We start from the raw sequence: 17,296 nt of genomic DNA on the forward strand, positions 1-17,296 counted from the left end.
ACTAAAATGGCAGATCTTGACGGCGGTATCACCGCGAATGGCGCGGCCTATCATGGCCGGATGCTGAACATTCTGGGCCAACGCTATTTCCCCAAAGCCTCGTGCGACAGCACCTACAGCTTTGAGACCAACAGCGAGGCCGGGCAGTTCGTGCCGGTGCATATCCATCACACGCAGGATGAGTTCATTCTGGTGCAGGAAGGCCAGCTTGAGTTGAAGCTGGATGGCAAATGGCAGACCGCCAAAGCCGGTGATCTGGTGCGGATGCCGCGGGGGATTCCGCATGGCTATTTCAACAAATCCGACAAGCCGTGCCGCGCGCTGTTCTGGGTCTCGCCTGCGGGCAAGCTGGAGGCGTTGTTCGAAAAGCTGCACAACATGACCGATATTCCCGAAGTGGTGGCCACCTCGGCGGCGCATGATGTGGATTTCCTGCCGCCTGAGGCCAATGACTGATGAGCTACCAGCGCCTCACCCAGATTGAGTTCAACCACTGCGACCCGGCGGGGATCGTGTTTTATCCGCGCTATTTCGAGATGACAAACTCGGTCGTTGAGAACTTTTTCAACGATGTGGTGGGGCGCAGTTTTGCCTCGATGCACCGCGATGCAAACAACGGGGTGCCGACGGTTTCGCTGAACGCGGAATTTGTCGCGCCTTCGCGGTTGGGCGACAAGGTGCTGTTTTCGCTGCAGATCGAAAAGCTGGGGCGATCCTCGGTCAGCTTGCGCATCGAAGGCCATATGGGCGCGGAATTGCGGCTGCGGGTGGCGCTGGTGCTGGTGTGGATCGAGGGCATGAAATCGGCCGCCTGGCCCGAGCCGATGCGGGCGCGGATGGCGGCATATATGGAGGGCGCGGCATGAGCCACGAGGCTTTGCATCCGAGAAACTGGAAGGCCGCCAAGGGCTATGCCAACGGCATGGCGGCTTCTGGGCGGATGGTATTCACCGGCGGGCTGATCGGCTGGAACGCGGATCAGGAATTTGAAACCGACGATTTCGTTGGGCAGGTGGAAACGGCGCTGCGCGGGATTGTCGAGGTGCTGGCTTGCGCCGGGGCCAAGCCCGAGCATCTGGTGCGGCTGACTTGGTATGTCACCGACAAGCAGGAATATCTGGGCAACCTCAAGGGTCTGGGTGCGGTCTATAAGGCGGTGATCGGGCGGCATTATCCGGCGATGGCGCTGGTGCAGGTGGTGGCCTTGGTTGAGGATCGCGCCAAGGTCGAGATCGAAGCGACGGCGGTTATTCCGCAAGCGTGATGCGGGGCAAGATGAAGCAGGAAGGTTTGGGAGGACTGAATATGCTGGGACCAACGGGCCATATTGATACGTTCACCCGTGATCGGCTGCCGCCTGCGGATCAGCAGCCGGATTTCCTGCTGGACGGGTTTGACTACCCCGAATACCTCAACGCGGCGGTCGAATTGACCGATCGGATGGTGGAAAAGGGCTTTGGCGATCATACCGCCTTGATCGGTAACGGGCGGCAGCGGACCTATAAGGAGCTGACCGATTGGTCGAACCGGCTGGCGCATGTGTTGGTCGAAGATTACGGGGTGAAGCCCGGTAATCGTGTGCTGATCCGCTCGGCCAACAATCCGGCGATGGTGGCATGTTGGTTGGCGGCCACCAAGGCGGGGGCGGTGGTGGTCAATACCATGCCGATGCTGCGGGCGGGCGAGTTGGGCCAGATTGTTGACAAGGCCGAGATCGCGCTGGCTTTGTGCGATACGCGGTTGATGGAGGAACTGGTCAGTTGCGCCAAAACCTCGACGTTTCTGAAAACCGTGGTGGGGTTTGACGGCACGGCGAACCATGATGCGGAACTGGACCGCGCGGCTTTGTCAAAGCCGGTGCGGTTTGTGGCGCCGAAAGTGGGGCGCGATGATGTGGCGCTGATCGGGTTTACATCGGGGACGACGGGCGAGCCGAAAGGGGCGATGGCGTTTCACCGCGATATTCTGATCATCGCGGATGGCTATGCGCGTGAGGTGCTGAATGTGGTGCCCGAGGATGTGTTCGTGGGCTCGCCGCCCTTGGCCTTCACCTTTGGCTTGGGCGGTCTGGCGGTGTTTCCGTTGCGGTTTGGCGCGGCGGCGGCGCTGTTGGAGCAGGCGACGCCGGGCAATATGATCGAGTTGATCCAGACCCATAAGGCGACGGTGTGTTTTACTGCGCCCACGGCTTACCGGGTGATGCTGAAGGCGATGGCCGAGGGGGCGGATTTGTCATCGTTGCGCGCCGCTGTCAGTGCGGGGGAAACTCTGCCCGCCCCGGTTTATGAGGAATGGATCGCCAAGACCGGCAAGCCGATGCTGGATGGCATTGGCGCGACGGAAATGCTGCACATCTTTCTGACCAACCGCTTTGAGGACCATCGCCCCGGCTGCACCGGGCGGCCTGTGACCGGGTATCAGGCGCGTATCGTCGGGCCGGATATGGCGGAATTGCCGCGTGGCGAGGTGGGGCGTTTGGCGGTGCGGGGGCCAACGGGTTGTCGTTACTTGGCCGACGCGCGGCAGGAGAAATATGTGCGGGATGGCTGGAACCTGACCGGCGATAGTTTCTGGCAGGATGAGGACGGGCGGTTCCATTTTGCCGCGCGATCGGATGATATGATCATCTCGGCGGGCTACAATATCGCGGGGCCAGAGGTGGAGGCGGCGTTGCTGTCGCACAGCGCCGTGCTGGAATGTGCGGTGATCGGGCGGGCGGATGAAGAGCGCGGCCAGATTGTCGAGGCGCATGTGGTGCTGGCGCAGGGTTGCGCGGGCGATGCGGTGATGATCAAGGCGCTGCAAGACCATGTGAAAAGCGTGATCGCGCCCTACAAATATCCCCGCAGGGTGAATTTCGTGGCGGCCTTGCCCAAGACGCAAACCGGGAAAATCCAACGCTTCCGCCTGCGCGACGGGGACTGAGGGCGCAGACGGTCTGGGCGCCGTCTGTTGCCCAAAACGCTTCCCATCTGGGAATGACTTGTGCTTTTGGGCGCATTTCGCGGCAATTTCCACATCATGTTGTGGTTGGCTGGTAATGGCTGCCATTTTGGCGTGCCTTCAGTGCAGATCCGTCGCGGCGCGTCGGATCGGCCATCCGGGCCGGGGCGCGGGGATGTGGGGATTTTGCGCGGCTTGTTCCAATGCGGCAGCAAGGCTGGCTTCGCGGGCTTTCAGGCGCGCGAGGGTGGCGCGGATTTCGGACAGCTCATCTGCGGGGCTGAGGCTTGGCATCGGATTCTCCTGTCAAGGCGTGATGCGGACAGGATGGCGGGCGATTGGTTAATGTGCGGTTTCCATCTGTCCGCGCCGCCGATAAATTTTCTTGCATTGTGGGCGCACCCGGCAAATTCTGAAGCTGTTTCAGGAAGTTCATTTGGAGACGCATATGTGGGATTTTTCGATGGCGCAGGCGCTTGGCCTGATGCGCAAGACTGCACCTTTTGTGCTGTTCCGCGTGCTGGTGTATTTTGGCATTTCGGTGGCGTTCATTCTGGTGACGGGCACCGGGGCGGGGATTGGCTGGGGCGTGGGTGCCTTTGGCGACGGCGATTTTCAGATCAACTCGACGTTTTACGGTGGGCTGATCGGCTTTTCGGCGACGGCGGGCGTGCTGTTCTTTGTGCGCGACTACATTCTTTACATCGTGAAGGCAGGCCATATCGCGGTGATGGTCGAGATCATGCAGGGCGGTCAGGTGCCGGGTGGACGTGGGCAGATTGAGCATGCGACGGCTGTGGTGAAGGCGCGGTTTGGCGAGGCCTCAGCTTTGTTTGCGCTGGATAAGCTGATCAAGGGTGTGGTCGGCGTGATTACGGGGCTGATGCAGGGTATTCTGGGCTTTTTGCCGATCCCCGGACTGGATCAGATGATGGGCGTGGTGCGCGCCTATTTGAAAGTGGCGGTCGGGCTGGTGGATGAGGTGATTTTGGCGCATGGCATCAAGACGCGCGCCGAAAATCCGTGGAGTTCGGCGCAGGATGGGTTGGTGCTTTATGCGCAAAACGCGCGGCCCTTGTTGATCAATGCGGCTTGGTTGACCTTGTTCAGCTATGGGCTGTCGTTTGTGGTGTTTCTGCTGATGTTGGCACCCGCGGCGCTGGTGGTTTACATGATCCCCGGATCATGGTCGGCGGGCGGCTTTGTTTTTGCCATTCTGTTTGCCTGGGCGGTGAAGGCGGCGCTGATTGAGCCCTTTGCGATTGCCTGTCTGTTGCAGGTGTTTTTCAAAGTCACTGAAGGCCAGCAGCCTGATCCGGTCTGGCGCGGCAAGTTGGAAAGCGCGACTGACAAGTTCAAGGAATTGGGCACGCGGGCGGCGAGTTGGGCCGGTGCCCGGTTTGGTGGCATGACAGCACGCTAGAGTGCAACATTTACAGGCGGTGCTGCCCTGGTTTGCTTTCAATCTGATTCCGATTGAAAACAAACCGCTTTAATTGCCGCAGATCATCACTTTCGGTGGGCGGATGCGATGGGGCGTTGCTCTGTCTGATCAGATGTGGCAAGAGGAATAAGACGCAAACTAGACTGGTGAGTTTAGCCATATGAGCGATTTTTCTGCCCGCCGCGTGATGATGGTCGATACTCAGGTTCGCCCCTCGGATGTTACGAAATTTCCCATCATTGCGGCGATGCTCGCGGTGCCGCGTGAGGCCTATGTGCCGCATTCGAAATCGGAAGCGGCTTATGTCGGTGAGAACCTTGAAATCGGCAACGGTCGGGTGATGGTGGAAGCCCGCACTTTGGCCAAGATGCTGGATGCGCTGGATGTGCAACCCACTGATCGCGCTTTGTATGTTGCAGGCGGGCTGGGCTATGGCGCGGCCGTGCTGGGGCAGATGACGGCTTCGGTGGTTATGGTCGAGTCTGATGCAGGGCTGGCGGGTGCTGCGCAGGCGACTTTGGGTGCCGGCAATGTCTGCGTTGTGACCGGGCCTCTGGAGTCGGGTGCGGCGGGGTCTTATGACGTGATCCTGATCGAAGGCGGTGTGCAGGACGTGCCCGAGACGCTGCTGGCGCAACTGGCTGAAGGTGGCCGGATTGCCGCGATTTTCATGCAGGGCGCTCTTGGCGCGGTGAAGATTGGCCATAAATCCGATGGGCGGGTGAACTGGCGCTTCAGCTTTAACGCCACGGCCCCGGTGCTGCCGGGATTTGCAAAGGCTGCGGCCTTTGCTTTGTAAAGCATAGACGTGGCGGCGGGCTATGGTCTCGCCGCTGACAACAAGCGCACAAAGCGCAGCTATATATGAGGACGTGATGCAGAAGTTCTGGACAGCAGTGGCGGTGACGGCGGCAATGGTGGCGGCCCCCGCCGCGCGGTCCGAGACTTTGGCGGATGCGCTGATCTCGGCCTATAAAACCTCGCATCTGCTGGATAAAAATCAAGCGGTGTTGCGGGCGGCGGATGAAGATGCGGCGGTGGCCTTGGCGCAGTTGCGCCCGGTGATCGCGTTCTCGACGCAGGCGACCTGGACCAAGCTGGACAACGCTTTTACCAATAGCCTTTTTACCGGCGTTCAGGGGCCGTTCTACACGGAATCTACCGACGCTTCGGCGCAACTGACGGCCTCTTTCCTGATCTATGCCGGTGGGCGCGGCAAGATGGCGGTCGATGCGGCGCGGGAAAGTGTGCTGTCGACGCGCGAGGCTTTGGTGAATGTCGAACAGCAGGTGCTGCTGGCTGCAGTGTCGGCCTATGTCGATATGCGGCTTCAGGCGGAGATTGTGGCGCTGCGCGAATCCAACGTGCGGCTGATTTCCCAGGAATTGCAGGCCGCGAAAGATCGGTTTGATGTGGGCGAGGTCACGTTGACCGACGTGTCCTTGGCCGAAGCGCGGCGGGCTGCGGCGCAGTCAGGGCTGGCGGCAGCGCAGGGTGCTTTGGAAGTCGCGCGCGAGCGTTACAAGGCGGCGATTGGCCACTATCCGGGCAAACTGGCAGGTCTGCCGAAGCTGCCTTATGCTGCGAAATCGGAAGAGGCTGCGCGCGCGATTGCGGTGCGCAACCATCCGGTGATCAAGCAAGCCGGGCATGAGGTGAAAATCTCGGATATTCGTGTGAAGATCGCCGAAGCCGCGTTTTTGCCGACGGTCAGCAGTTCGCTGACGGTCAATGAGGATTGGCGGACGGGCACGGGCAATACCGTCGCGGGGATCAAGTTCAGCGACACGATCTATCAGGGTGGCGAACGCTCGGCTTTGTATCGCAAGGCGCTGGCGGGCAAGGAAGCCGCGGCTGCGGCGCAGTTGCAGGCGGTGGTTGATGTGTCGGAAGGCGTGGGCCAAGCGTGGTCGAACGTGATGGTGCAGCAAGCGTCGATTCAGGCTGGTGGCTTGCAGGTGACGGCGGCGCAAAAGGCGTTTGACGGCGTGCGCGAGGAAGCGACCTTGGGCGCACGCACCACGCTGGATGTGCTGAACGCTGAGCAGGAATTGCTGAACGCACGCGCGGCCAAGCTGCAATCAGAGGCCAGCCGTTATGTCGGTGTTTATCAACTGCTTTCCACCATGGGGCAGTTGACGGCAGAGCAGTTGAATCTGGGCATCACCACCTATGATCCCGAAGCCTATTACAACGCGGTCAAGAAAGCGCCGCTGACCTCGACCCGTGGCAAGAAACTGGACAAGATTCTGGAAAAGATCGGCAGATAAGCCGGCTTTTTCGCCACGACCCTGAATGCGGCCCCTGCCCGGATGCGGTGCGGGGGCCGTTTTCGTTAAACTGCTTGGCACTCTATCCGCTTGATCGTTCTCGCTATTGCGCCAATTCCTTGTCTTGTGCAGCTTTGATCGCTAGACTGATCGTTAATACCGCAGTTTGAAACGTGTAGGGCGCCGCTGATGTCAGAGCCGTTGAGTTCGACCGAGATTGAAGATGTGTTGTCCTCTATCCGCAGGCTGGTGTCGGACGAAACCCGGCCTACGCCGAAACCTGTGGCGGTCGCGGGGGACAAACTGATTCTGACGCCTGCGCTGCGCGTGGTGCAGACCGGGCCTGCGGCTGAGGCTCCTGCAGGGGATACGATGCCGATGTTCGTGGCGGTGCCGCGCAGCAATCTGATGGACGCGCCGCGTGGTGGTTTGGGCGATGTTGTTGCCAGCGTCGGGGCTGCGGTGGATGAAAGCCCGGATGACTGGGAAGCCGAGACAGGCGATACGGCGCCGCAGCCGGATCTGGCTGCGGATGTGGCAGCGGCAAACCCTTGGGCATTGCCGATGGAACAGGCCTTTGCCGAGGATAGCGAGGTGGCTGATGCCACCCCGACCGACCATTTTGAATATCACCCGGCAGAACCCGCGCCAACACCGGCTTGGGCACAGGCGGTAGAGGCTGCGCAGGATGATGATGACATCGCCAGCACAGCACCACTGCAAGGCACGGTCGAGCCTGATCCGGTCTGGGCCGATGCGGCTGAGGCCAGCGTGCTGGCCGAGTTGGCCCAATCCGATGCCGACGCGGATGACGCCTACGATCAGGGGATGCGGTTTGACGAAGATGTGTTGCGCGAATTGGTGCGCGACATGCTGCGCGAGGAACTGGCGGGCAAGATGGGTGAGCGGATCACCCGCAATATCCGCAAACTGGTGCGCGCCGAGATCGCACGGGCGCTGGCGGCGCAGGAATTTGAATAAGCGGACCTAGGGCGCGCGAACCAAAGCCTAGAATGATCACAATAAAAAACGCGCCCAAGGGCGCGTTTGTTTGTTAACTGGGGGCAGGGCGGCTTAGGCCGCTTCTGCATGCTCCAATTCCAGCGCATGACGACGCTCGGATTCCTCGCGCGACAGAGCCACCGAGGTGCGCACGCCTTTCGAGACGAATTCCATCAAGCCCTTGACGACACGTTCGTTCGGGTCGATGCCCGAGCAGGACAACACTTCGCGGCCATCGCGCGAACGTGCCCAACGGGCGATCTGATCAGGGCCGTTGCCGTATTTCTTGTCATCTGCAATGGCATCATCCAAAGCAGCCAAAACCACCGCCGCAAAAAGCTTGCGCGCCCGCTGGCCTTGCTCAAAGTTGAAGGCTGTGCTGTCAACCGTATCCAACATCACATTGTCCTTTTTTCTTGCTCTTGTATTTCCGTAACTTCCGCGCTTGTAACGTTTTGATAACGATTCGGGGGGCTAACTTTCGCATATCTGTCATGCGCTAACGGCATGGCTGGCAAAGTGGGCTACCGTATCTAGTCGTCTTGCTTGGAAGCAGAACTCGATATATAGGGAGCGCTTCACACACTTCAACCTTTTGACAAGGTTTTGCCACAAATGCCGAAGATCAACGGAAACGAAATCAAACCGGGCACCATCATTGAACATGACGGGGGGCTTTGGGCTTCGGTCAAGGTCAACCATGTCAAGCCGGGCAAGGGCGGTGCTTTCGCGCAAGTAGAGTTGAAAAACCTGCGCGATGGCCGCAAGTTGAACGAGCGTTTCCGCTCGGAAGACAAGGTGGAACGCGTCGAGCTGGAGAACAAAGACCAGCAATTCCTGTATGAAACCGACGGACGGTTGGTGTTCATGGATTCTGAAACCTATGAGCAGGTTGAGATTGATGCCGAACTGCTGGGCGACCGTCGGCCGTTCCTGCAAGATGGCATGATGGCGACCGTGAACTATTTCGGTGAAGAACCGCTGAACGTCACGCTGCCGCAAAAGGTAAAATGCAAGATTGTCGAGACCGAGCCGGTGCAGAAGGGTCAGACGGCTGCCAACAGCTTTAAGCCGGCCATTCTGGACAACGGCGTGCGCATCATGATCCCGCCGTTCATTGGCCCGGATGAGGAAATCATCGTGCATACCGAATTGATGGAATATTCGGAACGCGCGTAAGGCTGCGCTGTTTGGGTGATCGGGGCCGTCCTGTTGGGGCGGCCTTTTCTTTGGGGGGCGTGATGGATCAGGTTTTGCAGGCGGTGCGGGCGGCGGGCAAGGCTGCGGTGTTGCCACGGTTTCGGGCGTTGGGCGCGGGCGAGGTGGTGCAGAAAACCGATTTTGCCGATCTGGTGACGGTGGCCGATACCGAGGCCGAGGCGATGATTGGCGCCGCCCTGGCACAAAGCTGGCCCGAGGCGCGGGTGTTGGGCGAAGAGGCGGTGGCTGCCGATCCGGCTTTGCGCGATGCGATGGCGGGGCCGGGCTGGCAGGTGATCGTTGACCCGGTGGATGGCACCTGGAACTTTGCCAAGGGGCTTGCGAATTTTGGCATGATCGCGGTGGCGGTGCGCGATGGCGCGGCGCAGTATGGCTTGCTGTATGATCCTCTGTTGGATGACTGGGTTGAGGTCACGGCGGGCGGGCCTGCGCGGTTTGTGCAGGCGGATGGCCGGGCGCAGGTGTTGACGGTGTCACGCGTCAGCGACGCGGCGCAGATGTGCGGCTTTATTCCGGTGGGGTTGTTTGGGCCAGAGCGGAAGCGTGCGGCGGTGCTTGCGGGGCTGTCCTATGGGCGCGTCACGTCTTTGCGCTGTTCCTGCCATGAATATCGGCTGATGGCGCAGGGGCATGTGGAATTCGTGATCTCGGGGCCGCATCCGCATCCTTGGGACCATGCGGCGGGCGTGCTGGCAGTGCAGGCGGCGGGCGGCGTGGCGCGGTTTCTGGACGGCGCCGCCTATGATCTGGCGCGGCGCAAGGGGGTGTTGGTGGTGGCCAATTCCGAGGCGACTTGGGAGCGGTTGGCGCGGGATTATGCGGCGCTGGCGGATTGAGGCCTGGCGCTGCTGGGGGCGGTGGGTGCCTCCGGCGGGGATATTTAGGCAGAGAGGATGACCAGAGCGCGGGGATTACAGCGTGATTTTGGCGCTGCCTGCGGTGAGGTTTTCGCTGCGGTCAAAGCGCAGGTACGCGATGGCGCGGTTGCCACTTTGCGTGAACAGGGTGCCTGCGGGTTTTTCGCCTTGCAGGATCGGCGTGCCGACCGGGGCTGCGCCGTCGATTGTCACGGTGATCAGGCCCTTTTTCAGCTCGGTCTTGTGCTTCATCCGCGCGGTGACTTCTTGCCCCACGTAGCAGCCTTTGCGGAAATCGACGCCGTGCAAGCGTTCAAACCCGGCTTCGAGCAGGTAGCTGTCATCGGGGATCAGTTCGATCCCGGTTTCGGGGATGCAATGGGCGACGCGGATGGCATCCCAGTCGATTTCTGGCGCGCCTGCGGCGGCACCATAGCCGCGCCAGCCAAGCGCGTCGTGGCGGGGATCGGCGATGGCGCCGGGCGGGGTGGCGCCCAAGCCGCGCGCCACTTTCAGGTCGCTGGCGGCGAATTGCACATCGGCGCGCAAACGGTACATCGACAGGCGGCGGATGGTGGCGTCCGCGATGCTGTCTTTGATGTCCAGAAGCAGACGGTCGCCTTGTGCCACCAGCAGGAAATCGGCGAGATACTTGCCCTGCGGCGTCAACAGCGCTGCCCAGACCGCGCCATCGCCACGGCCCAAGGGCAGCACATCATTGCTGACCATGCCTTGCAGAAAGGTCAGCCGATCTGCCCCGGTGACGGTGTAGACGCGGCGGTCGGCGGCCAATTCACCCAGCATGGTCTAGTCCTTGAATTGCAAGCGGTACAGGCCAGCATAAAGCCCACCCTGTGCAAGCAGTTGGTCATGCGTGCCGGTTTCCGCAACCCTGCCGTGATCCATCACCACGATTTTGTCGGCCCCGCGCACGGTGGCCAGACGGTGTGCGATCACCAAGGTGGTGCGGCCTTGGCTGCCAAGCGCCAGCGCCTCGGCAACAATGGCCTCGGATTGCGCGTCAAGGGCCGAGGTGGCCTCATCCAGCAGCAACACGGGCGCGTCTTGCACCAGCGCGCGGGCGATGGCGACGCGCTGCCGCTGTCCGCCCGACAGGGCCGAGCCGCGCGGGCCGACCGGGGTTTGCAGCCCGCGCGCCATGGCGGCGAGAAAATCGGCCACATGTGCTGCGCGCAAGGCGGCCTCAAGCGCATCGGCGTTCAGTTCACGACCAAGGGCGATGTTTTCGACCAGCGTCTCATCGAACAGGGCAGAGTCTTGCGTGACGGTGGCGAACAGCGCGCGCTGATCGGCAAGCGACAGGGTTGAGGCCGCAACGCCACCCAACCAGATCTCGCCACTGGCAGGTTCCAGCAGGCCGGTCAGCAGGTGGAACACCGTGCTTTTGCCAGCGCCCGATGCGCCGACAAGGGCGGTGGTCTTGCCTGCCTCGGCGGTGAAGGACAAGGCGTGCAGCACGGGCTGGTCGCCATGCGCGAAGCTGACGTTGTCAAAGCGGATTTCCGGCGCGCCGGGGGCGGGCAGGGTTGCGCTGGTGCTGGGGCGTGGCGTGGCGGGGCGGGCATCGAGCAGGGCGTAGATGCGTTCGAGACTGGCAGAGGCGACTTGCCAAGTGCCCGACATCTCGCCCAGACGGCGCAGCGGCTGGAAGGTCAGCGACATGGCGGTGAAGAACGACATGAAATCGCCGGTGGTGCGCTGGCCCGAGGAAATCTCATCCCCCGCCATCAGCAGCACCGCAAAAAAGCCAAGGCCTGTTACGAGATCAATCATACCCGGCATCAGGCTGCGCGCAAAGACCGAGCGCACCTCGGCGCGGCGGATGGTTTTCAGCACCGAGCGGAAGCGGCCAGTCTGGTAATCTTCCATCCGATTCAGCTTGACTGCGTTGATGCCGTGGAAAATCTCATCAAGTCGTGTGGCGCGCTGACCCGCCTGATCGCGCAATTCGTTGGATTTGCGCCGCACATAACGTTGCAGAATGGCGGCGGGCAGGATCAGCAGCGGCGCGCCGATCAGTGCGGCCAATGTCCAGCGCAAATCAATCGAGATCGCGACGGCGAGCAGCGTCACCAGCCCCAAGAGATCACGGCCGATGCCGGTGACAAGCGCGCTCCAGATGCCTTGCACGGCGCCGGTATCACCCTGCACGCGCTCGATCAGCACGCCGGGTGGGTTGATCTGGAAGAACGGCGCATCCAGCGTCAGGATATGACGCAGAAGGTCGGATTGCATCGCGGCTGCGACGCGTTGCGAGATTGACCAGATCAGCGTGCGCGACACCACGACGGTAAAGGCGCGGGCGGCAAACAGGCCGAAGATCGCAAAGCCGACGCCGTAAAGTGCGGCCTCACCGCCCGGGGTGAATACCACGTCGAACAACGGTTTCAGCAGATACGACAACCCGCCGAGTGCGCTGCCCTCGACAATCATCAGCAGAAGGCACAGCAGGATGCCCCAGGTGTGCTGGCGAATGTAGCTTGCCCAAAAACGCCGCAGCAGGCTTGGGTTGGGTTGGGTCAAGGCAGGGCACTTTCAATTACAACCGGCTGAATTGGTCTAGCTTGCGCAGAGGCCAAGGGCAAGCGGCGCGGGCGGGCAACGGCGGGCAAGCACAGGTGATCGTGGGCCGCTGGCGATTGACGCAGTCGCATGCCCCGGATAGCCATGTGAGGTTTGTATCAGGAGCGTGAGATGACCCTAGCCAACGGCCGCCCATACCTTGCCATTCCGGGCCCTTCGGTGATGCCGGACCGGGTGTTGGCCGCGATGCACCGCGCGGCACCGAACATCTATGAGGGCGCGCTTTACGATCTGGTGGCCTCGCTTTGGCCCGATCTGAAGGCGCTGGCGGGCACCAAGGCCTCGGTTGCGGCCTATATCGGCAATGGTCATGCGATCTGGGAGGCGGCGAACGCCAATCTGTTCTCGCGCGGGGAAAAGGCGCTGGTGCTGGCGACGGGGCAGTTCGGGTTGTCTTGGGCGAACTCGGCGCGGGCGATGGGGATTGATGTCGAGGTGTTGGATTTCGGCAAGTCGTCTCCGGTGGATATGGGCCGGGTGGAGGCTGCGCTGCGCGCCGATAAGGCGGGCGCGATCAAGGCTGTGCTGACGACGCAGGTGGATACCGCCAGCACGATCCGCACCGATATTGCGAGCTTGCGCGCGGCGATGGATGCGGCGGGGCATGATGCGCTGTTGGCGGTGGATTGCATCGCAAGCATGGGCTGCGATGAATTCCGCATGGATGATTGGGGTGTGGATGTTACCGTGGCGGCCAGCCAGAAGGGCCTGATGACGCCGCCGGGGATGGGCTTTGTGTGGTTTTCCGACAAGGCGCGGGCGGCAACGGCGGGCGCTGATCTGCGCACGCCCTATTGGAATTGGACACCGCGCGCCGATGCCGAGGAATTCTGGCAGTTGTGGAATGGCACGGCACCAACGCATCATCTTTACGGCCTGCGCGAGGCGTTGAACATGATCGGCGAGGAGGGGCTGCCCGCGGTCTGGGCGCGGCACGATTGCCTCGCCCGTGCGGTTTGGGCGGCGTTTGACTGTTGGTCTGTGGGTAATCCCGCGATCGGGATGAATGTGGCTGATCCGGCGCATCGGGGGCGCTCGGTGACGGCGGCGCGGTTTGGCGCCCCCCATGCGACGCGGCTGCGCGAGTGGTGCGAGCATCGGGCTGGGGTGACGCTGGGGATTGGGCTGGGGATGGCGCCGAGTTCTGACCCTGCCTATCACGGCTTTTTGCGGGTGGCGCATATGGGGCATGTGAATGCGCATATGACGCTGGGGGCGCTGGCGGTGATGGAGGCGGGGCTGATCGCGCTGGACATTCCGCATGGAAGCGGGGCCTTGGCGGCGGCTGCGGGGGTGGTGGCTGCGGGGGCCTGAGCCTGAGACCGGGAGCGGTCTTGGCCCCCATCGAGGGGGCACGCGACCGCGCTGCCGCTGAACAGTATGGAGACGGAGATGAACAGTTACATCATCTGCGGCACGCCGCGCAGTGGCAGCACGCTGTTGTGTGGCATGCTGACTGCCATGCAGACCATGGGCGCGCCGGATTCGTTTTTCATGCGCGATGTCGATCCGATCTGGGCGCAGGCTTGGGGGCTGCCTGCACGCGGTGATCTGGACGATGGTGCCTATGGCCGGGCCTTTCTGGCGGCGGTGATCGCGGCGGGGCGCGGGCCAAGCGATGTGTTTGGCTTGCGGCTGATGTGGGAAAGTCTGGTCGATTTGCAGGCGATGCTTGCGGCGGTGCATCCGGGGTTGGACAGTGATCGCGCGCGGTTGCGCGCGGCGTTTGGCGAGGTGGTGTTCGTGCATTTGACGCGCGACGACAAGCTGGCGCAGGCGGTGTCGCTGGTGCGGGCCGAGCAGACCGGGCTGTGGCACATGGCACCCGATGGCACCGAGCTGGAGCGGCTGTCGCCGCCTGCGGCACCCCAGTATGATCGCGCACGCATTGCGGCGATACTGGCGGCGCTGGAGCAGGATGATGCGAGCTGGCACAGTTGGTTTGCCGCACAGGATATCCAACCCTTGCGGCTGCGCTACCATGATCTCGCGGCAGACCCTCAGGCGGCGGTGACGCGGATTTGTGCGGCGGTTGGGGTGGCAGCCCCGGCTTTGGGCAGCCTGCAGCCAGAGGTGGCAAAACTGGCGGATGCGGTGAACGCCGATTGGATTGCGCGGTATCGCGCGGAGCAGGCCTGATGCCGGAGCGGTTGGGGCTGGCCTGCGCCTCCGGCGGGAGTATTTTTGCCAATGTGAAGTTCGCAGGTTTTACGTGCGATTACAGAGAGTTGTGTGGCGTTCTTCGTGGGGCTTGTGAAGGCGTCAGGGTTGCTCGATGGCCTCGGGCGGTGGGCGGTTCCGCTCGGTCAGGGTGATGTAAAGCGCGCAGGCGAGCAGGATGGCCACGCCGAGGAAGGTCATCGCATCGGGGAAATCACCGAAGAAATACCAGCCGAGGGCGGTGGCCGTCACCATCTCGGTATAGGCCAAGGGGGCCAGCAGCGAGGCTTCGGCGTGGTCATAGGCGCGCACGATCAGGTAGTGGCCAAAGCTGGCAATGGTGCCAAGGCCCGCGCACATCAGCCATTGTTGCAGGTTCAGGTCGTGCCAGACCAAAGGCATGGCAAGGGTGATCAGCACAGCACCGATGGCATTGGTCTGAAAGGTTGTGACCATCGCCGGGGCGCGGCCTGCCATATGGCGGGTCATCACCATGTAGATCACGAGGAAGCTGCCTGCGGCCAGCGCCAGCAGGCTGCCGGGGTTCAGTGCGACAAAGCCGGGGCGGATGATGATCAGCGTGCCGATAAAGCCGACGGCGACCGCGGCCCAGCGGTGGCGGGCGACCTTCTCTTTCAACACCAGTGCTGACAGCACGGTGACGACCAGGGGCTGCACGAAAAAGATCGCCAGCGCATCGGCGATGGGCAGGTATTTCAACGACAGGAAGAAGCTGAAGGTGGCGAGGATCAGGAAACCGGCGCGAAAGCTGTGGTACAGTGGGCGGTCGGGGATCAGGCCGCTGCTGCCGCCGTGCCGCCAGGCGAAGGGCAACGCGACCACTGCGCCGATGCTGAGCCGTGCCCAGACGATTTGCAGGACGGGCACGCCTTGTTGGCCCAGAAATTTCGCGAACACGTCGATCATCGGCAGGCTGGCCATCGCGCCCAGCATGAACAGAACACCGATCAGCGGCGAGGAATGCGGGCGGTTCATCGGGTTTGTCCTGTCTGGGCTGACGCGGCGGGTTTGGTCTTGTGTCTAGGGGGTGCTGGCGCGCGCTGCCAGCCTGTTTGCGACATGGGGTGCGGGGGCGAGGTGCTGCGGTTCTGAGCGCTGTGCTGAAAAATCACGCGGTTGTGCGGATGCACGCAAGCTGTGCGAGTTTTCGCCCTTCACCCTGACTGTCGCGCTGTTATGATGGCGAGAAATTGCAATGCAGGCCCGATATGCCTTCCGCCATGCCCTCCGTCTCGCCGAAAGCCACTCGCCGCCCCGTCGTGGGGATCATTGGCAATGCGCATATGATGAACGACCGCTACGAGGTGCATGCTGCAGGGCACATCAACTCGGAAGCGGTGGCGGAAGTGGCGGGTTGCGTGCCACTGATCGTGCCTGCCGACCCGCGTTTCGTCTCGGTGGCCGATCTGATGGCGGTTTGCGATGGCTTTCTGTTGACCGGCGGGCGGCCCAACGTGCATCCCGATGAATATGGTGAGCCGGAAACCCCGGCGCATGGTGCGTTTGACCGGGGCCGTGACGCCATCACCTTGCCGCTGATCCGGGCTTGTGTGGAAAGCGGGCAGCCGTTTCTGGGGGTCTGTCGGGGATTTCAAGAGGTGAACGTGGCGATGGGCGGCTCGCTTTACCCCGAGATCCGCGATCTGCCGGGGCGGATGAACCACCGGATGCCGCCGGATGGCACGATGGAGGAGGTGTTCGCGCATCGCCATGTGGTGACATTCACCGAAGGTGGGGTGTTTCACCGTCTGATGGGCGCCTCCGCGGTGATGACCAACACGCTGCACGGGCAGGGTGTGGCGCGGGCGGGCGGACGGATTGTGATTGACGGGCTGGCCCCGGATGGCACGCCAGAGGCGCTTTACGTCAAGGATGCACCGGGCTTTACGCTGGCGGTGCAGTGGCACCCGGAATGGAATGCCGCGAATGATCCGGTGTCGCGGCCATTGTTCACCGCCTTTGGCGATGCAGTGCGGGCTTGGGCGGGGCAGGGCAAGGGTCGCTAACGCCCCGGGTTTGCCGTTGTTGGCGCAAACATTGCCGCTATACTGCCGCCAGAATCTGGGGAGGATCAGGATGAAGCGTTCGCGTATCAATGAAATCATGGCCGGGGCAGAGGATCTGATCCACCAGTATGGCTTTGTGCTGCCGCCGTTTGCCAACTGGTCGCCTGCCGAGTTCAAGGCGAACAAGGGCGTCGCTGCCCGCGTGATTGATGGGCGCTGCGGTTGGGACATTACCGATTACGGGCAGGGCCGGTTTGACCAGATGGGGCTGTTTCTGTTCACCTTGCGCAATGGCCTGCTGTCGGATCTGCAGCGCGGCGGGGGGATGTGCTATGCCGAGAAGCTATTGATTTCGCGGCAGGATCAGCTTTCGCCAATGCACACCCATGTGATCAAGGCCGAGGATATCATCAACCGGGGTGGGGCGACCTTGATCGTCGAGCTTTATGGCTCGGACGATGCGGGCAACTGGGCGGCGGATCGCGGCGGCGTGGTGCGCTGTGACGGGATCGAGCGGGCGTATAAACCGGGTGACAAGCTGCGGCTGGCTCCGGGCGAGTCTGTGACGCTGATGCCGGGGGATTGGCACGCGTTCTGGGGAGAGGGCGGCGATGTGCTGATCGGCGAGGTTTCGACCGTCAACGACGATGTCACCGACAACGTGTTCCGCGAGCCGATCGGGCGCTTTGCCGATATCGAAGAAGATGTGGCGCCGACGCATTTGCTGGTCAGCGATTACGACAAATGGCTGTAGCCTTGCCGCAAGCC

General features: G+C 62.1%; 19 protein-coding genes. 14 read left to right on the forward strand and 5 right to left on the reverse strand.

What is annotated here, in order from left to right; all coding sequences use genetic code 11:
- Positions 1 to 6 precede the first annotated feature (6 nt).
- Genes ACFOGH_RS01925 through ACFOGH_RS01940 form a run of 4 tightly spaced genes read left to right on the forward strand, consistent with a single transcriptional unit; the run spans position 7 to position 2,925 of the window.
- Positions 7 to 456 carry a cupin domain-containing protein gene (locus ACFOGH_RS01925; protein ID WP_380071364.1) on the forward strand — a complete coding sequence of 150 codons (450 nt, stop codon included), beginning with the start codon at positions 7 to 9 and terminating at the stop codon, positions 454 to 456.
- Entirely contained in the window at positions 456 to 866 is a 411-nt protein-coding gene (locus ACFOGH_RS01930) for an acyl-CoA thioesterase (RefSeq protein ID WP_380071365.1), read from the forward strand. Before ACFOGH_RS01925 ends, ACFOGH_RS01930 begins: the two co-directional genes overlap by 1 nt.
- Positions 863 to 1,264 (forward strand): RidA family protein, encoded by a 402-nt coding sequence (locus ACFOGH_RS01935; protein WP_380071366.1) that lies wholly within the window; start codon positions 863 to 865, stop codon positions 1,262 to 1,264. The genes ACFOGH_RS01930 and ACFOGH_RS01935 overlap by 4 nt, the downstream gene beginning before the upstream one ends.
- Positions 1,265 to 1,305: 41 nt before the next feature.
- Positions 1,306 to 2,925: an AMP-binding protein gene (locus tag ACFOGH_RS01940; protein WP_380071367.1), complete on the forward strand. Its 1,620-nt coding sequence runs from the start codon at positions 1,306 to 1,308 to the stop codon at positions 2,923 to 2,925.
- 138 nt (positions 2,926 to 3,063) lie between these two features.
- Here the strand turns inward: ACFOGH_RS01940 and ACFOGH_RS01945 are convergent, their stop codons facing one another.
- Positions 3,064 to 3,237, reverse strand: coding sequence for a hypothetical protein (locus ACFOGH_RS01945; RefSeq protein ID WP_380071368.1), 174 nt, complete (start codon positions 3,235 to 3,237; stop codon positions 3,064 to 3,066).
- Positions 3,238 to 3,391: 154 nt separating this feature from the next.
- Here ACFOGH_RS01945 and ACFOGH_RS01950 point away from each other — a divergent pair, with 154 nt between their 5' ends.
- The 4 genes from ACFOGH_RS01950 to ACFOGH_RS01965 all read left to right on the forward strand — a co-directional run bounded on the left by ACFOGH_RS01950 (position 3,392) and on the right by ACFOGH_RS01965 (position 7,638).
- Positions 3,392 to 4,366 (forward strand): hypothetical protein, encoded by a 975-nt coding sequence (locus tag ACFOGH_RS01950; RefSeq protein WP_380071369.1) that lies wholly within the window; start codon positions 3,392 to 3,394, stop codon positions 4,364 to 4,366.
- 181 nt (positions 4,367 to 4,547) lie between these two features.
- The gene (locus tag ACFOGH_RS01955; RefSeq protein ID WP_380071370.1) at positions 4,548 to 5,186 is read left to right on the forward strand and encodes a protein-L-isoaspartate O-methyltransferase family protein; all 639 of its coding nucleotides are present in this window, start codon (positions 4,548 to 4,550) and stop codon (positions 5,184 to 5,186) included.
- A 76-nt stretch (positions 5,187 to 5,262) separates the two neighbouring features.
- Positions 5,263 to 6,657: a TolC family outer membrane protein gene (locus ACFOGH_RS01960; protein ID WP_380071371.1), complete on the forward strand. Its 1,395-nt coding sequence runs from the start codon at positions 5,263 to 5,265 to the stop codon at positions 6,655 to 6,657.
- Positions 6,658 to 6,846: 189 nt separating this feature from the next.
- A complete protein-coding gene (locus ACFOGH_RS01965) occupies positions 6,847 to 7,638 on the forward strand; it encodes a hypothetical protein (protein ID WP_380071372.1) in 792 nt (263 codons plus the stop codon).
- 93 nt (positions 7,639 to 7,731) lie between these two features.
- Here the strand turns inward: ACFOGH_RS01965 and ACFOGH_RS01970 are convergent, their stop codons facing one another.
- Complete coding sequence (locus tag ACFOGH_RS01970) at positions 7,732 to 8,058, reverse strand: DUF6280 family protein (protein ID WP_054004612.1); 327 nt, start codon at positions 8,056 to 8,058, stop codon at positions 7,732 to 7,734.
- 216 nt (positions 8,059 to 8,274) lie between these two features.
- Between ACFOGH_RS01970 and efp the strand changes: the two genes are divergently transcribed.
- Positions 8,275 to 8,838: an elongation factor P gene (gene efp, locus ACFOGH_RS01975; protein ID WP_380071373.1), complete on the forward strand. Its 564-nt coding sequence runs from the start codon at positions 8,275 to 8,277 to the stop codon at positions 8,836 to 8,838.
- 62 nt (positions 8,839 to 8,900) lie between these two features.
- Entirely contained in the window at positions 8,901 to 9,716 is an 816-nt protein-coding gene (locus tag ACFOGH_RS01980; RefSeq protein ID WP_380071374.1) for an inositol monophosphatase family protein, read from the forward strand.
- 75 nt (positions 9,717 to 9,791) lie between these two features.
- Here the strand turns inward: ACFOGH_RS01980 and ygfZ are convergent, their stop codons facing one another.
- Positions 9,792 to 10,541, reverse strand: coding sequence for a CAF17-like 4Fe-4S cluster assembly/insertion protein YgfZ (gene ygfZ, locus ACFOGH_RS01985; RefSeq protein WP_380071375.1), 750 nt, complete (start codon positions 10,539 to 10,541; stop codon positions 9,792 to 9,794).
- 3 nt (positions 10,542 to 10,544) lie between these two features.
- Positions 10,545 to 12,281 carry an ABC transporter ATP-binding protein gene (locus ACFOGH_RS01990; protein ID WP_380071376.1) on the reverse strand — a complete coding sequence of 579 codons (1,737 nt, stop codon included), beginning with the start codon at positions 12,279 to 12,281 and terminating at the stop codon, positions 10,545 to 10,547.
- A gap of 171 nt (positions 12,282 to 12,452) precedes the next feature.
- Here ACFOGH_RS01990 and ACFOGH_RS01995 point away from each other — a divergent pair, with 171 nt between their 5' ends.
- Entirely contained in the window at positions 12,453 to 13,655 is a 1,203-nt protein-coding gene (locus ACFOGH_RS01995; protein WP_380071377.1) for a pyridoxal-phosphate-dependent aminotransferase family protein, read from the forward strand.
- A gap of 78 nt (positions 13,656 to 13,733) precedes the next feature.
- Entirely contained in the window at positions 13,734 to 14,480 is a 747-nt protein-coding gene (locus tag ACFOGH_RS02000) for a Stf0 family sulfotransferase (RefSeq protein WP_380071378.1), read from the forward strand.
- A gap of 123 nt (positions 14,481 to 14,603) precedes the next feature.
- Here the strand turns inward: ACFOGH_RS02000 and ACFOGH_RS02005 are convergent, their stop codons facing one another.
- Positions 14,604 to 15,497: a DMT family transporter gene (locus tag ACFOGH_RS02005; RefSeq protein ID WP_380071379.1), complete on the reverse strand. Its 894-nt coding sequence runs from the start codon at positions 15,495 to 15,497 to the stop codon at positions 14,604 to 14,606.
- 245 nt (positions 15,498 to 15,742) lie between these two features.
- Between ACFOGH_RS02005 and ACFOGH_RS02010 the strand changes: the two genes are divergently transcribed.
- Positions 15,743 to 16,528, forward strand: a complete 786-nt coding sequence (locus ACFOGH_RS02010) for a gamma-glutamyl-gamma-aminobutyrate hydrolase family protein (RefSeq protein ID WP_380071380.1) — start codon at positions 15,743 to 15,745, stop codon at positions 16,526 to 16,528.
- 70 nt (positions 16,529 to 16,598) lie between these two features.
- Complete coding sequence (locus ACFOGH_RS02015; RefSeq protein WP_380071381.1) at positions 16,599 to 17,282, forward strand: D-lyxose/D-mannose family sugar isomerase; 684 nt, start codon at positions 16,599 to 16,601, stop codon at positions 17,280 to 17,282.
- Positions 17,283 to 17,296 lie beyond the last annotated feature (14 nt).

It is taken from the genome of Cypionkella sinensis (assembly GCF_042646385.1).
Lineage (GTDB): Bacteria > Pseudomonadota > Alphaproteobacteria > Rhodobacterales > Rhodobacteraceae > Cypionkella > Cypionkella sinensis.